This is a genomic window from Agromyces molybdatiresistens, from assembly GCF_052748445.2.
In genome coordinates, this window is record NZ_CM188258.1 from 2901136 (window position 1) to 2921951 (window position 20816).

At 71.4% G+C, this 20816-nt stretch carries 16 protein-coding genes; 6 read left to right on the plus strand and 10 right to left on the minus strand.

Annotated features, from left to right (window positions below; translation table 11 throughout):
* The first annotated feature begins 2 nt into the window (after positions 1 to 2).
* The gene (locus ACULK2_RS13345) at positions 3 to 1025 is read left to right on the plus strand and encodes an ABC transporter ATP-binding protein (RefSeq protein WP_445968353.1); all 1023 of its coding nucleotides are present in this window, start codon (positions 3 to 5) and stop codon (positions 1023 to 1025) included.
* On the plus strand, positions 1022 to 1789 hold the full coding sequence (locus tag ACULK2_RS13350; protein WP_445968354.1) for an ABC transporter ATP-binding protein: 768 nt from the start codon (positions 1022 to 1024) through the stop codon (positions 1787 to 1789). The genes ACULK2_RS13345 and ACULK2_RS13350 overlap by 4 nt, the downstream gene beginning before the upstream one ends.
* On the opposite strand, the gene ddaH is transcribed toward ACULK2_RS13350, so the two are convergent.
* The 8 genes from ddaH to ACULK2_RS13390 all read right to left on the minus strand — a co-directional run bounded on the left by ddaH (position 1761) and on the right by ACULK2_RS13390 (position 11984).
* Entirely contained in the window at positions 1761 to 3017 is a 1257-nt protein-coding gene (ddaH, locus tag ACULK2_RS13355; protein WP_445968355.1) for a dimethylargininase, read from the minus strand. The genes ACULK2_RS13350 and ddaH overlap by 29 nt on opposite strands.
* Before the next feature lie 132 nt (positions 3018 to 3149).
* The gene (locus tag ACULK2_RS13360) at positions 3150 to 4247 is read right to left on the minus strand and encodes a Glu/Leu/Phe/Val dehydrogenase dimerization domain-containing protein (protein ID WP_445968356.1); all 1098 of its coding nucleotides are present in this window, start codon (positions 4245 to 4247) and stop codon (positions 3150 to 3152) included.
* A 223-nt stretch (positions 4248 to 4470) separates the two neighbouring features.
* Positions 4471 to 6081: a bifunctional phosphoribosylaminoimidazolecarboxamide formyltransferase/IMP cyclohydrolase gene (gene purH / locus ACULK2_RS13365; protein WP_445968357.1), complete on the minus strand. Its 1611-nt coding sequence runs from the start codon at positions 6079 to 6081 to the stop codon at positions 4471 to 4473.
* On the minus strand, positions 6078 to 6671 hold the full coding sequence (purN, locus tag ACULK2_RS13370) for a phosphoribosylglycinamide formyltransferase (RefSeq protein WP_445968358.1): 594 nt from the start codon (positions 6669 to 6671) through the stop codon (positions 6078 to 6080). The genes purH and purN overlap by 4 nt, the downstream gene beginning before the upstream one ends.
* Before the next feature lie 133 nt (positions 6672 to 6804).
* Positions 6805 to 8403, minus strand: coding sequence for an APC family permease (locus tag ACULK2_RS13375; RefSeq protein WP_445968359.1), 1599 nt, complete (start codon positions 8401 to 8403; stop codon positions 6805 to 6807).
* 125 nt (positions 8404 to 8528) lie between these two features.
* A complete protein-coding gene (locus ACULK2_RS13380; RefSeq protein ID WP_445968360.1) occupies positions 8529 to 9821 on the minus strand; it encodes a cell division protein PerM in 1293 nt (430 codons plus the stop codon).
* Between the two features lie 104 nt (positions 9822 to 9925).
* Positions 9926 to 11323 carry a hypothetical protein gene (locus tag ACULK2_RS13385; protein ID WP_445968361.1) on the minus strand — a complete coding sequence of 466 codons (1398 nt, stop codon included), beginning with the start codon at positions 11321 to 11323 and terminating at the stop codon, positions 9926 to 9928.
* 103 nt (positions 11324 to 11426) lie between these two features.
* Complete coding sequence (locus ACULK2_RS13390) at positions 11427 to 11984, minus strand: hypothetical protein (RefSeq protein WP_445968362.1); 558 nt, start codon at positions 11982 to 11984, stop codon at positions 11427 to 11429.
* A 144-nt stretch (positions 11985 to 12128) separates the two neighbouring features.
* Here ACULK2_RS13390 and ACULK2_RS13395 point away from each other — a divergent pair, with 144 nt between their 5' ends.
* Positions 12129 to 14810, plus strand: a complete 2682-nt coding sequence (locus ACULK2_RS13395) for a prealbumin-like fold domain-containing protein (RefSeq protein WP_501044929.1) — start codon at positions 12129 to 12131, stop codon at positions 14808 to 14810.
* Positions 14811 to 15107: 297 nt separating this feature from the next.
* Positions 15108 to 16769, plus strand: coding sequence for a prealbumin-like fold domain-containing protein (locus tag ACULK2_RS13400; protein ID WP_501044930.1), 1662 nt, complete (start codon positions 15108 to 15110; stop codon positions 16767 to 16769).
* A 118-nt stretch (positions 16770 to 16887) separates the two neighbouring features.
* On the opposite strand, the gene sucD is transcribed toward ACULK2_RS13400, so the two are convergent.
* Complete coding sequence (gene sucD / locus ACULK2_RS13405; protein ID WP_445968365.1) at positions 16888 to 17796, minus strand: succinate--CoA ligase subunit alpha; 909 nt, start codon at positions 17794 to 17796, stop codon at positions 16888 to 16890.
* A 14-nt stretch (positions 17797 to 17810) separates the two neighbouring features.
* Positions 17811 to 18977 (minus strand): ADP-forming succinate--CoA ligase subunit beta, encoded by a 1167-nt coding sequence (gene sucC / locus ACULK2_RS13410; protein WP_445968366.1) that lies wholly within the window; start codon positions 18975 to 18977, stop codon positions 17811 to 17813.
* Positions 18978 to 19232: 255 nt separating this feature from the next.
* On the opposite strand from sucC, the gene ACULK2_RS13415 reads away from it, so the two are divergent.
* Together ACULK2_RS13415 and ACULK2_RS13420 are read left to right on the plus strand one after the other, a co-directional pair.
* On the plus strand, positions 19233 to 19955 hold the full coding sequence (locus ACULK2_RS13415) for a VIT1/CCC1 transporter family protein (protein WP_445968367.1): 723 nt from the start codon (positions 19233 to 19235) through the stop codon (positions 19953 to 19955).
* Between the two features lie 8 nt (positions 19956 to 19963).
* Positions 19964 to 20815: a DUF72 domain-containing protein gene (locus ACULK2_RS13420; protein WP_445968368.1), complete on the plus strand. Its 852-nt coding sequence runs from the start codon at positions 19964 to 19966 to the stop codon at positions 20813 to 20815.
* Position 20816: the final 1 nt, after the last annotated feature.

Consider the following 20816-nt stretch of genomic DNA (forward strand, 5'->3'; position numbering starts at 1 on the left):
GCATGACGCAGGCCACCGTGGAACCGCACATCCTGTGCACCGACCTGGTGCGCATCTTCAGCGCCGACGGCGTGGAGGTGCAGGCGCTGCAGGGGTTGAACCTGCGCATCGACCCGGGCGAGCTCGTCGCGTTGATCGGCGCCTCGGGATCGGGCAAGTCGACGCTGCTCACCATCCTGTCGGCGCTCGACACCGCGACGGCGGGCGTCGCCCGGGTCGCCGGCCACGACCTGCTCGCCATGCGGGGCCGCGAGCGCGTCGACTACCGCCGCAACACGGTCGGCTTCGTCTGGCAGCAGACCTCCCGCAACCTGCTGCCGTACCTGACGGCCGCCGAGAACGTGGCGCTCGCCATGAGCGTCGCGAAGGCGGTCCGCGGACCGGCTCGCACGGCCCGCATCGGCGAGCTGCTCGAGCTCGTCGGCGTGCCCGAGGTCGCCGACCGGCGACCGGCGGAGCTGTCGGGCGGCGAGCAGCAGCGCGTGGCGATCGCGGTCGCGCTGGCGAACGGCCCCGAGGTGCTCCTCGCCGACGAGCCGACGGGCGAGCTCGACGAGGCGACCTCCGCGTCGGTGCTCGAGGCCATGCGCTCGGTCAACGAGGAGCTCGGCGTCACGATGCTCATCGTCACGCACGACCCGTCGGTGTCCGAGCACGTGCGTCGCACGGTGCAGATCCGCGACGGCCGCACCTCGACCGAGGTGCTCCGCTCGACGCACGTCGACGAGCACGGCACCGAGCACGCGATCGCGGAGGAGTTCGCGGTGCTCGACCGCGTCGGGCGGCTGCAGCTGCCGCACGACTTCGTCACGAGCCTCGAGCTGCGCGACCGCGTGCGGCTCGCCCTCGAGCCCGACCACGTCGGGGTGTGGCCCGGGCACGAGGGCGCGCGCCGGCTCGACGGGCCGCCGGATGCCGTGGAGTCGCCGTCGCACGACGGCGACGGCACCACCGGCGACGACCGCCCCGAGGCATCCGACCGCACCGAGGCACCCATCCGCCGCGACCCCGAGGAGTCCCGATGAGCACGCTGCGCGCCGAATCCCTCCGCCGCGTCTTCACGTCGCGCGCGGGCGACGTCGTCGCCGTCGACGACGTCTCGCTCGAGGTCGCTCCGGGTGAGCTCGTGGTCGTCACCGGCCGCTCCGGCGCCGGGAAGACGACCCTGCTCAACCTGCTCGGAGGGCTCGACCGCCCGACCGCGGGCCGGGTCGCACTCGGCGACGACGACCTGGGCGCGCTCGACGACGACGCGCTCGCGGCGGTGCGCCGCGACCGCGTCGGCTACGTGTTCCAGTCCTTCGGCCTCATCCCGGTGCTCTCCGCCGCCGAGAACGTCGAGGTCCCGCTCCGCCTGCAGCGCCTCCCGGCCGGCGAACGCGACGCGCGCGTCGCGCACGCGCTCGAACTCGTCGGCCTCGCGGCCCACGCGGCGCAGCGCCCCTACGAGCTCTCGGGCGGCCAGCAGCAGCGCGTCGGCATCGCCCGGGCGCTCGCCGCACGCCCGAGCGTGCTGCTCGCCGACGAGCCGACCGGCCAGCTCGACAGCGGCACCGCGGCCACGGTGATGGACCTCATCACCGACCTCGTGCACGCCGAGGGCGTTGCCGCGGTCGTCACGACGCACGATCCCGCGCTCGTCCGCCGGGCGGACCGTGTGATCGAGCTGCACGACGGCCGTGCGGTGGCCGGCGGGGCGGCGGAGGCGGCCGGCGGCCGGACGAGTGCGCCGGCCGGCGCCGGCCCCGGCGTCGATCCGGTCAGCGCACCCGCACCGACAGGCAGGTGACGCAGCCCTCGAGCTTCTCGAACTCGCTGATGTCGACGGTCACCACGCGGTAGCCGAGCCCGGAGAGGAGTTCCGCGGAGCGCGGCGCGGACGCCGACATGAGCAGCGTCTCGTCGGAGAGCACGACCACGGCGACGCCCTCGGGCTCGGGCACCGCGAGGAAGCGCGGGAACAGCGAGGTCGACTCGATGAGGTCGGGGAACCCGATGATCGTGCCGTCGGGCAGCGCGGTGACCGCGCTCTTCAGGTGCAGCGCCTTGGCCGTCGGCACCGCGACGACGGTGTACGCCAGGGGCGAGAGGATGGCGCGGAGCTGGCGGATGCCCTCGGCGTTCGTCCGCGACGAGGCGCCGACGTACACCGTCGAGCCGACCTTCAGCACGTCGCCGCCGTCGAGGGTGCCCGGGGCGGTGATGCGGGCGACCGACATGCCCGGCAGGGCGCGCACGGTGCGCTCGACGGCATCGACCTCGGGCCGGCGCGATTCCGCGCCCGGGTTCGCGATGACGGCGAGGCCGTCGAAGACGACCACGGTGTCCTCGATGAACACCGAGTCCGGCAGGTCGGGTGCGGCGTCGACCTCCACGGTCTCCCACCCCTCCGCGACGAGCGCGGCGCAGTAGTCGTCCCACTGCTCGTCGGCGAGGGCCTGGTCGACGGGCCGGCGCTCGAGGTGCGTGAGCTCGCCCTCGTCGAGGTTCGACGCCGGGATGCGCACGAGCGCCACGCGGCGCGACGCACGCCGCGGGCGGTGCGCGAGCACCCACGCGGCGACACGGGGCGCGACGAACACCTCGGCGAGCACCGCGGCCACGATGAACAGGAGGTTGAGCCCGAGCAGGCTCGACAGCACGAGCGAGAAGACCTGCGCCGAGACCTGGACGCCGCTCGAGAGCACGTTGGCGCTCGCGGCGATGAGGGTCGCGAGGACCGCCGAGGTCAGGCCGACGGGCAACGCGAGGAACCACGCGCGCAGCGCGCCGACCGCGTTGCCGATGCTGAGCAGCCCCCAGAGCACGGCCGAGGCGAGGAGGAAGTAGGGCACGACCTGGGCGAGGACCACGGGGTTCTGGTCGCGCGAGACGAGGTTCGCGAGCACGCCGGCGCCGAACGCGATGAGCGCGACCGACCCGGCGGAGGCCAACGCCGCGACCGAGCGTCGGGCGACCGTCGCCTGCGCGGGATCGGGGGCGGGCACGGCCGGAGGCTGGGTCGCGGGGGGCGTCATGCGCACGAGCCTATCGGCCGGGAGGGGTGCTCCCACGCACGCCCGCGAGCGGTCGGGAGCACCGGGGATCCGGCCCGCGGGAGCGACGGAACGGGGCGACGGTCGCCCGCCGCCCCGTTCGGCCCGTACAGGTCAGCGCGCGGCCGCGAGGCGCTCGGCGGCGAGGCGCTCGGCCGCCGCGAGCGTGGTGATGCCTGCCGCGTCGGCGTCGCGGAGCACGGCGCCGACGACGTCGCCGATGCCGGCGATCCGCCGGTCGAGCTCGTCCTGGCCGATGCCCGGCGCCGTGGCGAGGTCGAGGTACACGACCCCGCCGGCGTTCACGACGAAGTCGGGGGCCCAGGCGATGCCGCGGCCTCGGAGCATCCGCGCCACGTCGCGCTCGGCGAGCTGATTGTTCGCGGCGCCGACGACCGCTCGCACGCGGAGCTCCTGCACGACCGGGGGCGTCAGCACGCCGCCGAGTCCGCACGGGACGAACACGTCGGCCTCGACGCGGTGCGCGTCGGCCGGGTCGACCCACGCGGCGCCGAGCTCGTCGGCGAGGGCGCGCTTGCCCTCGTGCACGTCGGTGACCGTGAGGCGGGCGCCGCCCGCGGCGAGGGCGCGCGCGAGGCGCCCGCCGACCTGGCCGAGGCCGGCGACGACGAAGTGACGGCCCGCGACCTCGCGGGAACCGAACACGTGGTCGAGCGTCGCGAGGATCCCGGCGTGGACGCCGGCCGCGGTGGCATCCGCGGGCTCGCCCACGCCGCCCTGCTCGGCGGGCAGGCCGCACACGTGCTCGGTGCGCTCGTGCACGACGGCCATGAGCTCGGCGCTGGTGCCGACGTCCTCCGCCGTCATGTAGGCGCCGCCGAGCGACTCGACGGCGTCGCCGAGGTCGAGCATGGCGTCCTGGCGGCGCGCCTCGTCGAGGGTCTCGCCGGCGGGGATGCACACGACCGACTTGCCGCCGCCGCGCGCGAGCCCGGCCGCCGCGTTCTTCAGGGTCATGGCCTGCGAGAGCCGCAGGGCGTCGGCGAGCGCGTCGGTCCAGTGCTCGTAGTGCCAGACCCGGGCCCCGCCGAGTGCCTGGCCGAGTGCGGTGGAGTGCACCGCGACGATGATGGTGAGCCCCGATCGGGCACCTCGCGTGATGAGCACGCGTTCGTGGTCGGGGGCGTCGAGTGGAAGGGCTGCGTGGACCCCGGCGTCGGGTGAGGGGACCGGGGCGTGGGTGATCGTCATCGATCGTTCTCCTTGTTCATCGCCTTGTGGGCGCGGCGGTGCGGGCGCTTCGTGGGCGCCCTCACCTCAAGGATACGTCCGAGCGGCACCGCGGCGGCGCCGCCCGCGACGGCGGATATACGATCGGGCGCGAGGGAGGGAGCGCGGTCGCCACGGCGAGCCGGATCGTGTATCCGCCGATCCGGACCGGCCGACCGGGCCGCCATCGACGAGCGAGAGCCGATCAGTGGAAGAAGTGCCGCTCGCCCGTGAAGTACATGGTCGCGCCGGCGGCCTTCGCGGCGGCGACGACCTCCTCGTCCCGCACCGATCCGCCGGGCTGGACCACGGCGCGGACCCCCGCGTCGAGGAGGATCTGCAGGCCGTCGGCGAAGGGGAAGAACGCGTCGGATGCCGCGACCGATCCGGCCGCGCGCTCGCCGGCCCGCTCGACCGCGAGCTTGCACGAGTCGACGCGGTTGACCTGGCCCATGCCGACGCCGACGGAGGCGCCGCCGGAGGCGAGGAGGATCGCGTTCGACTTCACCGCGCGGCACGCGCGCCACGCGAACTCGAGGTCGGCGAGCGTCGCCTCGTCGACGGGCTCGCCCGCGGCGAGCGTCCACTCGGCGGCCGGCGCGAACGACCGGTCGGCCTGCTGCAGCAGCAGCCCCCCTGAGACCTGGCGGATCTCGGTGACCGGCGGCGTGAAGCCCTCGGGCAGCTCGAGCAGGCGGATGTTCTTCTTCTGCGTGAGCACCTCGACGGCGTCGGGCTCGAAGCCCGGCGCGACGAGCACCTCGGTGAAGATGCCGGAGACCGTCTCGGCCATCTCGCGCGTGACCGTGCGGTTCGCTGCGATCACGCCGCCGAACGCCGACACCGGGTCGCACTCGTGCGCACGTCGGTGGGCGTCGGCGATCGGGTCGGCGGCGCCGGATGCCGCGACGGCGATGCCGCACGGGTTGGCGTGCTTGATGATCGCCACGGCCGGCGCCTCGAAGTCGTAGGCGGCCCGCACCGCGGCATCCGCGTCGACGTAGTTGTTGTGCGACATCTCCTTGCCGTGCAGCTGCCGTGCCTGGGCGATGCCCGGGCGGCCGCCGACGGCCGAGTATCGGGCGGCGCGCTGGTGCGAGTTCTCGCCGTAGCGGAGGTCGGCGTCCTTGGTCCACGCCGCACCGACCCACGCGGGGAAGGGCGACTCGTCGGCGACCTGGTCGGGTGCGACGACGTTGCCGATCCAGGAGGCCACGGCGATGTCGTAGGTCGCCGTGTGGCGGAAGGCCTCGCGCGCGAGGGCCCGGCGCTGCACGAGCGTGGTGCCGCCGTCGCGGACGGCCGAGACGACCTCGTCGTAACGGTCGGGCGAGACGACGACGGCGACGTTGGCGTGGTTCTTCGCCGACGCGCGCACCATCGCGGGCCCGCCGATGTCGATCTGCTCGATGATCTGGTCGGCCTCGGCGCCCGAGGCGACGGTCTCGACGAACGGGTAGAGGTTCACGACGACGAGCTCGTACGCGGCGATCGCGAGCTGCGCGAGCTCGCGCTCGTGGTGCTCGAGCCTGAGGTCGGCGAGGAGGCCCGAGTGCACTGCCGGGTGGAGCGTGCGCACGCGTCCGTCGAGGTGCTCGGGGTAGCCGGTCACGTCGGCGACCTGCGTCACGGGGAGCCCGGCGTCGGCGATCGCCTTCGAGGTGCCGCCGGTCGAGACGACCTCCACGCCCGCGTCGACGAGCGCCGAGGCGAGCTCGACGAGGCCCGACTTGTCACTCACGGCGATGAGCGCGCGCTTCACGGGAACGAGGTCCCGTTCGCGGTAGAGGCTCGGGTCGATGCGTGCTCCGCTCATGATGCGGCGAGCTCCTTCAGGTCGAGGTGCGAGTTGGCGATGTCGAGGACCGCCCGGATGAGCAGGCGCCGTTCGACGGGCTTGATGCGGTCGTGGAGCGTCGACTCGGTGTCGCCCGGCAGCACCGGGATGCGCTCCTGCGCGATGATCGGGCCGCCGTCGACCGAGTTGTCGACGACGATCAGGCTCGCACCGGTCTCGGTGACACCCGCGGCGAGTGCGTCGCGCACGCCGTGCGGCCCCGGGAACTCGGGCAGGTACGCGGGGTGCGTGTTGATGAGGAAGGGGCTGAACGCGTCGACGACGGCGGGCGGCACGAGCCGCATGAGCCCCGAGAGGATGACGAGGTCGGCCCCCCAGGCGCGCACCTGCGCGATGAGCGCCTCGCCCCACGCCTCGCGGGAGTCGTAGGCGGTGAAGGGCACGGTGAAGGCCGGGATCCCGAACTCCTCGCCGAGCGCCAACCCCTCGCAGTCGCGATCGGCGCCGATGGCGACGACCCTCGCGGGGAACTCGGCGTCCTCCGACGCCTCGAGCAGCGCACGGAGGTTCGAACCCGTGCCCGAGATCAGCACGACGAGCTTCAGCACCCTACGAGGGTACCCGTCGCGCAGACGAGCGGATGACACGGGGCCGTCCGCGCAGCTGCGCACACGACGCGCGCGGCGGGCGGGAATGACGCGAGCGGATGCCGCCGGCTCGCGCCGCGGCATCCGCTCGCCGTCATCGGCCGGTGGACGACCGGCCCGCCGGCTCGGACGAGGCGATGACGAGCTCGTCCTCGTCGGGCACGAGGACCTCGGTCTCCTCGTTGAGCGCCTCGCCGCGGAAGAACGGCTTCGACGCCGGGAACGCCGCCCAGGCGAGCATGAGCACCACGCCGAGCGCGAGCGAGCCGACCCCGACGACGAAGACGCCGCCGACGCCGAACAGCACGGTGTACCCGTAGTCGGGGTCGAGCATGTCGACCACCGAGAACACGAACGCCGCCGACAGCAGCAGGGCGCCGACGAACGGCAGGATGCCGCGGAACCACAGGTTCCGCGCGCTCTCGCGGAGGGTCTTCCGGAAGTACCAGACGCACGCGAAGCCGGTGATCGCGTAGTAGAACGCGATCGCGAGGCCGAGCGAGAGGATGGTGTCCTGCATGAGGTTGTCGCTGATGAGCGACATGCCGACGAAGAACAGGATCGCGACGGCGCCCATGAGCAGCGTCGAGAAGGCGGGCGTCTTGAAACGCGGGTGCACGCTCGCGAACTTCTCGGGGAGCGCGCGGTAGACGGCCATCGCGAGCGTGCCGCGCGCGGTGGGCAGGATCGTGGTCTGCGTCGACGAGACCGCGGAGATCATGACGGCGACGACGAGCAGCCACGACCAGGGTCCGAACACCGCGTCCTTCAGGGCGAAGAACACGTCGTCGGCGTTCGCCTCGTTGCCGAGCCCGGAGCCCTCGCTGCCGAGGCCCGCGTAGGCCATCGCGGCGACCGTGACGCCGACGTAGGTGACGAGCAGGATGACGGTCGTGAGCACGGCGGCGCGGCCGGGCGTGCGCTTCGGGTCCTTCGTCTCCTCGTTCAGGGCGAGGCAGGTGTCCCAGCCCCAGTAGATGAACAGCGCGAGCAGGATCGACTCGACGAACGCGGAGAAGTCCGTGAACCCGAACGGGTTGAACCACTCGAGGCTCGGGAGGGTCGCCGTGGCGGGCGCGGTGCCGGTGGCGAACTGCACGACGACGAGCACGACGAACGCGGCGAGCGCGAGGTACTGGATGGCGAGCAGCACGTTCTGCAGGCGCTCGCCGATCTCGAGGCCGCGCCAGCTGACCCAGGTCATCGCCGCGATGAAGACGACGCCGGTGACGGTCACGACCACCGGGTCCTCGGCGAGCGACTCGTCGATGAGCAGCCAGAAGTAGATGCCGCCGATCTGGGCGAGGTTCGCGAGCACGACGACGCCCGCGACGGCGACGCCCCAGCCGCCCATCCAGCCGATCCACGGGCCGAACGCCTTGGTGCCCCAGGTGAACGTCGTCCCGCAGTCGGGGATCTCGCGGTTGAGCTCGCGGTAGGCGAACGCGATGAGGAGCATCGGCGCGAACGCGATGATGAACGCGATCGGCGCCTGCGCGCCGACCGCGAGGACGACCCAGCCGAGCGTCGCGGCGAGCGAGTAGACGGGGGCCGTGGAGGCGAGGCCGATGACCGTGGAACCCCAGAGGCCGAGCGTTCCGGTGGCGAGGCCCTTGCCGTCGTGGCGGCCGGCGGCCGGGGTGGCCGGATCGGGGGCGGAGGCGGGCCGCGTCGGGGCAGCGGTCTGGGACATGGGACTCCTCGTCGAGTTCGGTGCGGTGGCGCGCGAGCCACGGGGGCGCGCCGCAGCGCGTCAGGGGATCCGATGGCTTGTTGTCCGCGAGGATAACACGGGGCCGGATGGCGTCGAAATCGCGCTCAGCGGCCGCGGCTCCCCCGTGTCAGGCCCTCGAACTCGACCGTCTCGACGGCGTCCGGAGTCGGCGCGTCCTCCTCGACGTGGCGGGAGCGCGCCCGGGCGGCGAACGCCCCGGCGATCGCGCCCACGCCGACGCTCGCGGCAGCGACGCCGGCCACGAGCAGCGGATCGGGCCCGACGACGGCCAGGTTCCCCGGCCCGACCGCGCCGCCGGAACCCCACGCGAGCACACCGAGCACGACGCCGGCGACCACGCCGGAGCCGACGCCGACCGCGAGCGTCGCCCACCACGGCTCGGGGTCGCGCTCGGGCTTGCCGCGGCCGACGAGCACGGCGCCGCCGAAGCCGAGGAGCACGGGCAGGGCGAGCCAGAGCACGCCGAGCGGGGCCCCCTCCGCTGGGAGCGCGCCGAGGATCGGCAGGCCCGGGACCGGCCCGATGAGGGTCACGCTCGGCGACACGATCGTGCCCTCGCCGAGCGCGAAGCCGGGCCCGAGCATCCACGACGCCGTCCAGACCACGAAGTTCGGGAGCAGCGCCAGTTCCACGAGCGTGATCGCGATCCCGCCGTCGATGCCGGCACCGAGCGCCTGGGAGAGGCCGATGATCGTCGGATGGTCGAGGAACACGCGCACGGCGAGCAGCGCCGCGGCGACCCCGACGACCCCGACGGCCGACCCCACGCCGACCCGGATCGCGGAGCGGACCCCGGCCCACGCGACGAGCGGGAGCGAATCCAGCCGGTCGCGCACGGCGCTGGTCGCGGCATCCGTCGCCCAGCCCGACCGGCCGAATGCCACCATGACGCCGGCGACCACCCCGGCGCCCATGACGACCCCGGGGAGCACCGCCGCCTGCCACACCACGGGCTGAGCCGCGGGCGCGGCGGCGAGCACCGCGAGCGCACTGCCGAGCAGCGCCGTCACCACGACCGCCGACACCGCCCCGACGATCGGCGTACCGGTCGCGGTCGCGCGGCGGCCGATGCGCAGGCCGAAGAGGAACGTGACCAGGGCGAAGCCGAGCAGCGCGATGCCGACGGTGAACGGCGCGTCGGCGCCGGCGACGCCGATCAGGGCCGTCGTCGAGGCGTCGAGCTGGACGGCGAGGTCGACGCCGTGACCGAGCAGCCAGGCGTCCGCCGCGGCGCGGAAGAAGGCGTCGACCGGCGCCGCGAGCCCGAAGTGGACCGCCCACAGCAGCATGAGCGGCACGAGTGCGAGCCCGAGGCCGACGAGCACCGCGACCGTGGCCTCGAGCGCGGCCAGCAGGGCGATCGTCGTGCGTCTCATCGCACGCGAGCCTAACGCGGGCGCGGCGAGCCCCGCGCACGACGTGCTGGAACGGCGGCGAGCGGGTGCCGCGGCCGCGGGTCAGTCGGCGTCGGCGGTCCGGGTCACGGGCTCGCGATCGGGACGGACTCCGGGGCGACCTCCGGCGCCGGTTCGGTCTCGGGCCGCCGGAGGAGCTCGACCAGGAGCACGGCGAGCACCGCGATCACCACGGTCCACACCACGGTCGACACCTCGAGCGGCCGGTTGAACCAGAGCACGAGCGACGCGACGACGGCGATCGCCGCGTACGCCGCGACCCGCCAGCGGTGCAGCCCCCTGCCGAAGCGACCCGTGGAGATGCCGTGCTCCGCGGCGCTCCGCCGGACGGCGCCGAACGCGTCGTCCGAGAAGCCCCGCACACGGCGCGCGGTCGACCACGGCCCCGAGAGCCACGCGATGATCGCGACGGCGAGCGCGAGCACGGCGAGCGCGGTGAGCGTCGAGACCATGAGCTCGGTGAGGCCCCCGTAGATCGACTCGGCGGCGCCCCTGGGCATGATCGACGGGCTCACCGTGCCGACGAAGAAGAGCCGGCCGGTGCCGAATCCCGCGAGCGTGAGGAGCATCGTCAGCGCGAGCCCCCCCGCGGTCCAGGCGAGCGCGACGCTCCGGCGCTTCGCGACCACCACGCCCGCAGCGAGCAGGAGGAGCGTGATGAGCGGCAGCCACGTGCCGACCGCCACGGCGAGTGCGTAGACGGTCTGCACCAGCACGAGCGAATCGGCCTGGGCGACCTGGACGCTGCGTTCGACGACCGGGATCGCCGAGGCGAACCCGACCCCCTGCTCGCTGAGGCGTTCCTTCACCGCCTCGATGATCGGGCCGAGCTGCACCGAGAGGGTGCCGTCACCGCCGATCTCCAGCATCGCGTCGGGGTCGCCCTGCAGCGCCGCGGTGAACTGCGTGTGGCTCGCCCGGAGCGTGGCGTCCCAGACGTTCGCGAACGCCTCGGACTGGATGACGCGATCGACCGTCGACGACAGGAGCGAGCTGAGACCCTGGGCCGCCGGGGCCTCGAGCAGTGACAGGGCATCCTCCGCGCGCGGCGGCAGGTCGAGCGCCCGGATGCCGTCGAAGACGTCGCTGGTCAGCTGCGGGATGTCGACCTGCTCCTCGATCGCCGTCGTCACCTCGTCGGCGAGGAATGCCTGGACCTCCGGGTCCTCGGCCAACGGCCCGAACGTCGCGACGAACCGGTCGGTGTCGACCAGCTCGGCGCGGGCCCACGCGGTGATCACGGCGATCGGCGCGAGGAGGAGTCCGACGACCACGAGCACGACCGCAGCGACGGTGCGGCCGCGTCGGCGCTTCGGCCGCTCCGATGTGACGGATGTCGCGGCCGCGACGTCCGCAGACAGGTCGCGGGTCTCCGCGGCGTCCGCGCGCAATCGCTCGTTCTCGGCCTCCAGCGCGGCGATGCGAGCGCGCAGGTCGTCGTCGGGATTCGTCGAATCGGTCATGTGCGCACCACTCCCCCGGTCGGCCACGATGCCGACGATATCGAGGTGCCTTCGTCGCGAGAGGACGATGGTCCCGCGACACGCCGCGCCGAGACATCCGACGTCAGTGCACGAACGCCTTCAGCACGATCATGGCGACGCCGAACGCGGCCGTGCCGAGCGCGCCGGTGACCTGGATGAGCAGGCTCGCGCCGCGCCGGCGGAACGCGATGAAGCCGAGCACCGCGAGCACGCCGACGCCGACCCAGAGCGCCGTCCAGATCGCGATCGGGTCCGGGATGGCACGTGTCGCACCGAGCAGCAGGATGAACGCCGGGATCAGTGCCGCGACGAGCATTCCGAGCGACCGGCGCATCGCGCCGCGGAACGCTTCGCCGAGCCCCACCATGCGGTGGTCGTCCATGCCGTGGTGGGCGACGGTTCCCGCGTACACGTGGGCCGCCCAGAATACGAGCACCGTGAGCACGACGGTCCAGAACACCGACCACGAACTGTCGCCGTGACCGCCGGCCACGACGATCATGCCCGAGACGAGGATGACGCCGTACACCGACTCCTCGGTCACGAAGCTCGAGCGCACGATGTCCACGGCGCTCGGCGGCGCCGTCGCATGGGCTGGCCTCCGCTCCGGATCGTTGCTCCCGGGATCGACCTCGTCCATGACTCCCATGCTGCCATGCGCGTACCCCGATCTGGGGTACTGAGCATTCCTCGCGTCAGAGTAACGTTCGGATCGGCGTTGAGAGACCCACTACGGCGCGATGCACGCCCGGAGACGTCCTTACCCCCGTCCCCGGACGCGCCGATGACGGACCACCCGAGTCCGTCCACCGCCCGCAGCGGAACGTCCGGCCCGCCCGGACCGGACGAAACTGCGAACCTGGAGGCGATGATGCCCCTGACAACCCGAACCCGTTCGTCCGAGAGATCTCGGACGCGACGGGTGCTCGCTGCTACTGCGGCGGGCTGTCTCACCCTCGCGACGGTCATGATCGCCGGCCCGGCCGTCGCGGCCGACGGCCCATGGTCGATCGAGGGCACCGTGCCGGACGCCGGCGCCACCCAGATCGACGACATCTTCGGCAACGTGAAAGAGGTCGGACCGCTCAACTCGAACACCACCAAGATCGGCGTCATCCACGACGACGCCGTGCCGACCCTCGGCGAGACCAACCCGAACGCCCAGGTCGACCTGCGCCGCGCCTGGCTGGGCGTCGAGCAGGACACCGACGACGACTTCTGGCTGTACTTCGCATGGGAGCGCGACAAGAACACCGGCAGCGGCTTCATCGCGTACGAGTTCATGAAGGAACCAGCGCCGGACGCCTGCGCCTACGACGGGCCCGACGCAGCCCTGATCCCCGTCTGCAACCCGTGGGAGAACCGCTCAGACGGCGACTTCATGATCCTCTGGGACCAGCAGGGCGGCAGTCTCGACCTGTACCTCCGAATCTGGGACGACAGCTCCGGCACACTGCTGCTGGGAGCGCCGACCGCGCTCAACGCGACGGTGTCCCAGGCCGCGTACAGCGCGAACGGGTTCTTCGGTGAAGCCGCGGTCAACCTCACGGACACCATCTTCGGCGGCGCCAACGAGTGCATCTCGTTCGCCAACACCATCCCGAGCACGGTGACCGGCAACTCCGACACCGCGGACTACAAGGACACCATCCTTGAGACCACACCGCCGATCAGCAACTGCGGCAGCGTGACCATCCGCAAGGAGACCGTCCCGGACGAGGATCCCAACACGACGCTGTTCGGCTTCGAGCGGACCTTCGAAGCGGAATCGGACGCCGAACCACCGGACCTCACGTTCGACCTCACCGATGACGACTCCATGACGTGGGACGACGTGCCCTTCGGCACCGGGTACGTGGTCGACGAGAGCGACATCCCGGCCGGCTGGGCCCTCGACAGCATCGACTGCTCGGCCAGCGACGGCTACGGCCCCGGCGAGATCGTCACCGACGTCGCCGCCGGCACCGTCACCTTCGACCTCGACGCAGGCCAATCACTGGACTGCACCTACACCAACGAGACCGGTGGCACCGTCATCATCCGCAAGGCGACCGACCCGAGTCCCGACCCCAGCCAATCGTCGTTCGGTTTCTCGACCGACCTCGACCGGCTCACCGGTCCGGATGACCCGACGGCCTCGCTGAAGGACGGCGAGAATGCGACCTGGGACGACGTGCTGCTCGGCACCGGGTACACGATCACCGAGGACACACTGCCGACCGGCTGGGCGCTCGAGTCCATCAACTGCGACGCGAGCTCCGGAGTGACGCCGGACATCGATCTGGTGAACGGCATGGTCACGTTCGACATCAACGATGCCGACGACGTACTCGACTGCACGTACGGCAACCAGACGGGCGGCCAGGTGATCATCCGCAAGGTGACGCAGCCGAGTCCGGATGGAACCGACACGTCGTTCGACTACTCGACCACGCTGGCGACCCTGGTCGCAGGGGACTCCACGTTCTCGCTGAAGGATGGCGAGAGCAAGTCGTACGACAACGTCCTCTTCGGCACCGACCTCACGGTGACCGAGGGTACGCTGCCCGCGGGCTGGGAGCTGGTCGGCGTCAACTGCGAGGCGAGTTCCGGTGTGACGCCTGAGATCAACGGCGCGGTGGTGACCTTCGACATCGATGACGCCGAGGACCTGCTCGACTGCACGTACACGAACCGGGCAGCCGGATCGATCGTCGTGGAGAAGATCACCGATTCGGGGACCGGATCGTTCGAGTTCACCTCGAGCACGCTCGCACCGTCGCCGTTCACGCTGACGACGACCGCCGCGGGCCCAGGGGGTAAGGACTCGGAGACCTTCTCCGACCTCGACCCAGGCACCTACGACGTGGCCGAGACGGTTCCGGACTACTGGAACCTCGTGAGCGCGACGTGCGACGACGGCTCGGACCCGGCCGCGATCGGGCTCAGCCCGGGCGAGACCGTGACGTGCACGTTCCACGACGACCGTGAGGTCGGCGCCATCGAGATCACGAAGCTCCGCAAGCACGCGGAGGACGGTCTGGGTGAGGACCACCCGCACGCAGGCGTCGACTTCGTGATCACGGGCGGTGAACTGCCCGCCGAGGGTATGACCGTCACGACCGACGCGAACGGCGTGGCGTGCGCCACCGGGCTGCTGGTGAGCGGACTGGCGGGCATGTACACGATCACCGAGGCGGTGCCCGCCGGCTACGCGCCGGTCGGGACCCAGACCGCCAACGTGACCGAGGCGGCCGACTGCGACAGCGCCAACGCCGGCGCCGTCAAGGAGTTCGTGAACACACCGCTCACGAACATCACGGTCAGCGTCGACTCGCAGGTGGACGGCGGCACGTACTCGAGCATCGAGTGCGACGTCGACGGCTCCGACTCGGTGGCCATCGCCGATGCCGAGGAAGACCCGAGCATCACGATCAACGACCTCGAGCCGAGGACGGTCGTGTGCACCATCGTGATCGACCCGTGAGCTGAGAAGGCAGCTCCGATCTGAACGCGAGGGTCCCGCCGGCAGCGTCGGCGGGACCCTCACCGCGCGTCCCCCCATCTGGGGACACGAGCAATCCTCACTAATGGTTTCGGCGTCGTCGATGTCGGAGTACCGTGCGGAGTGGCGTTGAGACCACTACGGCGCGACGCACGCCCGTGACGACCTACCCCCGTCACCGGACGCGCCGAAGGCGAACCACCCGAGATTCGCCCGCTCGCCCGCAGCGGAACGTCCGGCCCGCCCGGACCGGATGAAACTGCGAACCGGGAGGCGAAGATGCCCCTGACAACCCGTACCCGAGCGTCCGGAAGATCAACCCGGACGCGGCGGGGGCTCGCCGCAGCGGCGGCGAGCTGTCTTGCCATCGCGATGGTCATGATCGCGAGTCCGGCCATCGCGGAGGACGGCCCGTACAACATCGACGGGGTCGTGCCCGATGCCGGCACCACCGAGATCACCGATGACTTCGGCAACGTCAAGGAACTCGGACCGCTCAACTCCAACACCACGAAGATCGGCGTCATCCACGACGACGCCGTCCCCACGCTGGGCAGCACGAACCCGAACGCCCAGGTCGACCTGCGCCGTGCCTGGCTGGACACCGCGAAGGACCTCACCACCGGTGACGACTGGCTGTACTTCGCGTGGGAGCGCGACAAGAACACCGGAAGCGGGTTCATCGCGTACGAGTTCATGCAGGAGGAAGCACCCGCTGAATGCGACTACGAGAATGCGACCGAAGCGGACCTGATCGCGAACTGCAACCCCTGGGCCAACCGGACCGATGGCGACTTCATGATCCTCTGGGATCAGCAGGGCGGCAGCCTCGACCTGTACCTGCGCGTCTGGGACGACAGCTCGGGCACGCTGCTGCTCGGCGCACCGATGGCGCTCGACGCCACCGTGTCGCAGGCCGCGTACAGCGCGGACGGGTTCCGCGGTGAAGCCGCCGTCAACCTGACGGACACCATCTTCGGCGGAGTCACCGGATGCCTCACATTCGCGAACACCATCCCGAGCACGGTGACCGGCAACTCCGACACCGCGGACTACAAGGACACCATCCTCCAGCCGACACCGCCGATCAGCAACTGCGGCACGGTGACCATCCGCAAGGAGACCGTCCCGGATGAGGATCCCAACACGACGCTGTTCGGCTTCGACCGCAACTTCACGGTCGAGTCCGACGCCGAACCGCCGGTCCTCGAGTTCGATCTGACCGATGACGGCGTCCAGACCTGGGACGATGTGTTCTTCGGCACCGACTACGTCGTCGACGAGAGCGACATCCCCGCCGGCTGGGCACTCGACAGCATCGACTGCTCCGCCAGCACCGGATACGAGCCCGGCGACATCGTCACCGACGTCGCCGCCGGAACCGTGTCGTTCGACCTCACCTCGGGTCAGACGGTCGACTGCACGTACACCAACGTGCCGCAGACCGGTTCGCTGCTCATCGTGAAGGAACGCAAGCACGCCGCTGACGGACTGGGCGAGACCCATCCGCACGAGGGCGTCGGCTTCACCGTCACGGGCGGCAACCTCAGTGCCCCAGGGCTGAGCGGCTCGACGGATGCCGACGGCGAGCTCTGCTTCGACGGACTGGTCATCTCCTCCCTCGTCGGTGACTACACCGTGACGGAGACAGTGCCTGACGGATATGTGAGCGATGACAGCGCACAGGACGTCAGCATCGTGGTCGGCCCTGACTGCGCCGACGAGGAGGACCCGGTCACGGTGAGCTTCCTCAACACGCCGCTGACCGACGTCACGGTCTCCGTGAACTCGCAGGTCGACGGCGGCACGTTCTCGAGCATCGAGTGCGACGTGGCCGGATCGGACAGCGTGAGCCTGGCTGACGCGATGGACGACCCGAGCATCACGATCGAGGACCTCGAACCGAGGACCGTGGTGTGCACCATCGTCATCGACCCGTGATCCGAGGAGGAGGCACGACAACCTGAGAACGCGGAGGACCCCGTCGGCATCGCCGACGGGGTCCTCCCCTGCGAGTCGCGACCCGTGCGTGCAGGCGCGGGCCGCGGCATCCGCTCGTTTACGCGCCGAGCGCCTCGTACACCTCGCGCAGCAGTCGGGCGGTCTCGGACGGCGTCTTGCCCACCTTCACGCCGGCGGCCTCGAGGGCCTCCTTCTTCGCCTGCGCGGTGCCGGCGGAGCCGGACACGATCGCACCCGCGTGGCCCATGGTCTTGCCCTCGGGCGCGGTGAAGCCCGCGACGTAGCCGACGACCGGCTTCGAGACGTTGGCCTTGATGAAGTCGGCCGCGCGCTCCTCGGCATCGCCGCCGATCTCGCCGATCATGACGATCGCCTTCGTCTCGGGGTCGGCCTCGAACGCGGCGAGCGCGTCGATGTGCGTGGTGCCGATGATCGGGTCGCCGCCGATGCCGATCGCGGTCGAGAAGCCGAGATCGCGGAGCTCGTACATCATCTGGTACGTGAGCGTGCCCGACTTGGACACGAGGCCGATCGGGCCCTTGCCGGTGATGTTCGCCGGCGTGATGCCGACGAGCGACTCGCCGGGGCTGATGATGCCGGGGCAGTTCGGGCCGATGATGCGGGTCTTGCCGCCCTGCTCCTTGGCGTAGGCCCAGAACTCGGCCGAGTCCTGCACGGGCACGCCCTCGGTGATGATGACGAGCAGCGGGATCTCCGCGTCGATGGCCTCGACCACCGCGTCCTTCGTGTACGCCGGCGGCACGAACGCGATCGAGACATCCGCACCGGTCGCCTCGATGGCCTCGGAGACGGAGGCGAAGACGGGCAGCTCGACGTCGGAGCCGTCCTGCGTCTTGTGGAGCACGGTGGTGCCGGCCTTGCGCGCGTTCACGCCGCCGACGACCTGGGTGCCCGCCGCGAGCATGCGCGCAGTGTGCTTGGTGCCCTCGCCGCCGGTGATGCCCTGGACGATGACCTTGGAGTCCTTGTTCAGAAAGATCGTCATGTCTGAATCCCTTACTACGCGGCGTTCGCCAGCTCGGCGGCCTTGTCGGCGCCCTGGTCCATGTTCTCGGCGAGGGTGACGAGCGGGTGCGCCGCCTCCTCGAGGATGCGACGGCCCTCGGCGACGTTGTTGCCGTCGAGGCGCACGACGAGCGGCTTGTTCGCGGCCGAGCCGAGCTCGGCGAGCGCGCCCACGATGCCCTTCGCGACCTGGTCGCACGCGGTGATGCCGCCGAAGACGTTGACGAACACGCTCTTGACCTGCGGGTCGCCGAGGATGATCGACAGGCCGTTCGCCATGACCTCGGCCGACGCACCGCCGCCGATGTCGAGGAAGTTGGCGGGCTTCACGTCGCCGTGCGCCTCGCCGGCGTACGCGACGACGTCGAGGGTCGACATGACGAGGCCGGCGCCGTTGCCGATGATGCCGACCTCGCCGTCGAGCTTCACGTAGTTGAGGTCGAGCTCCTTGGCCTTGGCCTCGAGCGGGTCGGCCGCGGCCTTGTCCTCGAGCAGCGCGTGGCCCTGGTGGCGGAACTCGGCGTTCTCGTCGAGCGTGACCTTGCCGTCGAGCGCGATGACGTCACCGTCCTCGTCGAGGATGAGCGGGTTGACCTCGACGAGCGTCGCATCCTCACCCGTGTAGACGTCGTACAGCTTCACGAAGACGTCCGCGACCTTGTCGACGAGTTCGGCCGGGAAATTCGCGGCGACCGCGATCTCGCGGGCCTTCTCGGGGCTGATGCCGGTGCCCGGGTCGACCTCGATGCGGGCGAGCGCCTCGGGCTTCTCGACGGCGAGCTGCTCGATCTCCATGCCGCCCTCGACGCTCGTGAGCGACAGGTAGGAGCGGTTGGCGCGGTCGAGGAGAACGGAGAAGTAGAACTCCTGCGCGATCTTCGCTCCCGCGGCGACCATGACGCGCTTGACGACGTGGCCCTTGATGTCGAGACCGAGGATCGCCTTCGCGGCCTCCTCCGCCTCGTCGGCGTTCTTGGCGACCTTGACGCCGCCCGCCTTGCCGCGGCCGCCGGTCTTCACCTGCGCCTTGACGACGACGACGCCGCCGAGCTTCTCGGCTGCGGCTCGCACGTCTTCGGGGGTGTCGGCGACGATGCCCGGGAGCACCGGCACTCCGTACTTCTCGAAGAGGTCTCTGGCCTGGTACTCGTAAAGATCCACGCTCTGCTTCCTATCGTTCCGCGCGGATTGCGCGCAGGGATGGGTGGGTGAGAGGCCCGGCTGTGAGAGTCTCGACGTCAAGATACCTCGATGTCGAGATAAGTCGAGCCGCGACCATGCTACTCCGTCGCCGACGGGCCGCCGAACCGCGCGGCGTCGAGCGCCGGCGGCCGGGCGCGGGGCGACGCGCGGCCGGCCGCTCAGGTGAGCCTCACCATGCTGGCGAGCTCCTCTCCGCTTTGCGAGACTGCCGACATGACGGATGCCACGGCCGAACCGGTGCACCGCGCCGACCCGCACGACGGGAAGGTCCACGAGAAGCTCAACTGGCTGCGCGCGGGCGTGCTCGGCGCGAACGACGGCATCGTCTCGGTCGCCGCCCTCGTGGTCGGCGTCGCCGCAGCGACGACGGATGTCGCGGCCATCCTCATCGCGGGGGTCGCCTCGGTCATCGCGGGCGCGATCTCGATGGGCCTCGGCGAGTACGTGTCGGTCTCCAGCCAGCGCGACACCGAGCACGCGCTCATCGCGAAGGAGAAGGCCGAGCTCGCGACGATGCCCGACCAGGAGCTCGCCGAACTCGCCGAGATCTACCGCGGCAAGGGCCTGACGCCCGAGACGGCGGACCTCGTCGCGCGCGAGCTCACGGCGCACGACGCGCTCGCCGCGCACCTCGAGGCCGAGCTGCACATCTCCGAGGTCGACGTCGTCAACCCGTGGCACGCGGCGTGGGCGTCGGCGGCATCGTTCCTCATCGGGGCCGTCCTGCCGATGCTCGCGATCCTGCTCCCGCCGCCCGAGTGGCGCGTCGCGACCACGTTCGTCGCGGTCGTCGTCGCGCTCGCGATCACCGGCTGGCTCTCCGCCTGGATCGGCGGTGCGCCGCGCGGGCGGGCGATCACGCGGGTCGTGGTCGGCGGCGCACTCGCTCTCGCGGTCACCTGGGCGATCGGCTCGCTGCTCGGCGGGGCGATCTAGCGGGCGGCGTGTCCGAGGCGCGCATCGGCATCTCGGGCTGGCGCTATCCGCGCTGGCGCGGCTCGTTCTATCCCGCCGGCCTGCGGCAGGCCGACGAGCTCGCGTACGCCGCCGATCGGATGAGCTCGATCGAGCTGAACGGCTCGTTCTACTCCCTGCAGCGCCCGACCAGCTGGGTGCGCTGGCGCGACGGGACGCCCGACGGCTTCGTCTTCGCGGTCAAGGGCCCGCGGTTCGTCACCCACATCAAGCGGCTGCGCGACGTCGACGCACCGCTGGCGAACTTCTTCGCCTCCGGCGTGCTCGAGCTCGGCGCGAAGCTCGGTCCCCTGCTCTGGCAGCTTCCGCCGACGCTCGCGTTCGACGCCGACCTGCTCGACGCGTTCCTCGCGCGGCTTCCGAGATCGAGGGCGGATGCCGCGGCCCTCGCCGCGGGCCACGACGAGCGGATGGAGGGCCGCTCGTCCTTCCCCGTCGGCACGGATGCGCCGCTGCGTCACGCGATCGAGGTGCGCCATGCGTCGTTCGAGTCCGAGGCGGAGGCCTGGGCCGCCCTGCTCGCGCGGCACGGTGCGGCATCCGTCACCGCGGACACGGCCGGGAAGTACCCGCGCCTCGACCGGACGACGGCCGACTTCGCCTACGCCCGCCTGCACGGAGAGGAGGAGCTCTACGCATCCGGGTACGACGCCGCCTCGCTCGACCGATGGGCCGGATGGGTGCGGGCGCACCTCGACGCGGGACGAGACGCCTACGTCTACTTCGACAACGACATCAAGGTGCGCGCACCGTTCGACGCGATCGCGCTGATCAACCGGGTACCGTGGCCGCCGGCGCTCGGGACGGCGCCGCCGGACTGAT

What these genes read in the sequence shown, in the direction of transcription:
- ACULK2_RS13395 (WP_501044929.1), top strand. Translation starts at nt 12,129, where the DNA reads ATGACGGACCACCCGAGTCCGTCCACCGCCCGCAGCGGAACGTCCGGC.
- ACULK2_RS13345 (WP_445968353.1), top strand. Translation starts at nt 3, where the DNA reads ATGACGCAGGCCACCGTGGAACCGCACATCCTGTGCACCGACCTGGTG.
- ACULK2_RS13390 (WP_445968362.1), bottom strand. Translation starts at nt 11,984, where the DNA reads ATGGACGAGGTCGATCCCGGGAGCAACGATCCGGAGCGGAGGCCAGCC.
- ACULK2_RS13385 (WP_445968361.1), bottom strand. Translation starts at nt 11,323, where the DNA reads ATGACCGATTCGACGAATCCCGACGACGACCTGCGCGCTCGCATCGCC.
- ACULK2_RS13400 (WP_501044930.1), top strand. Translation starts at nt 15,108, where the DNA reads ATGCCCCTGACAACCCGTACCCGAGCGTCCGGAAGATCAACCCGGACG.
- ACULK2_RS13415 (WP_445968367.1), top strand. Translation starts at nt 19,233, where the DNA reads ATGACGGATGCCACGGCCGAACCGGTGCACCGCGCCGACCCGCACGAC.
- ddaH (WP_445968355.1), bottom strand. Translation starts at nt 3,017, where the DNA reads ATGACGCCCCCCGCGACCCAGCCTCCGGCCGTGCCCGCCCCCGATCCC.
- ACULK2_RS13360 (WP_445968356.1), bottom strand. Translation starts at nt 4,247, where the DNA reads ATGACGATCACCCACGCCCCGGTCCCCTCACCCGACGCCGGGGTCCAC.
- ACULK2_RS13380 (WP_445968360.1), bottom strand. Translation starts at nt 9,821, where the DNA reads ATGAGACGCACGACGATCGCCCTGCTGGCCGCGCTCGAGGCCACGGTC.
- ACULK2_RS13350 (WP_445968354.1), top strand. Translation starts at nt 1,022, where the DNA reads ATGAGCACGCTGCGCGCCGAATCCCTCCGCCGCGTCTTCACGTCGCGC.
- ACULK2_RS13375 (WP_445968359.1), bottom strand. Translation starts at nt 8,403, where the DNA reads ATGTCCCAGACCGCTGCCCCGACGCGGCCCGCCTCCGCCCCCGATCCG.
- purH (WP_445968357.1), bottom strand. Translation starts at nt 6,081, where the DNA reads ATGAGCGGAGCACGCATCGACCCGAGCCTCTACCGCGAACGGGACCTC.
- sucD (WP_445968365.1), bottom strand. Translation starts at nt 17,796, where the DNA reads ATGACGATCTTTCTGAACAAGGACTCCAAGGTCATCGTCCAGGGCATC.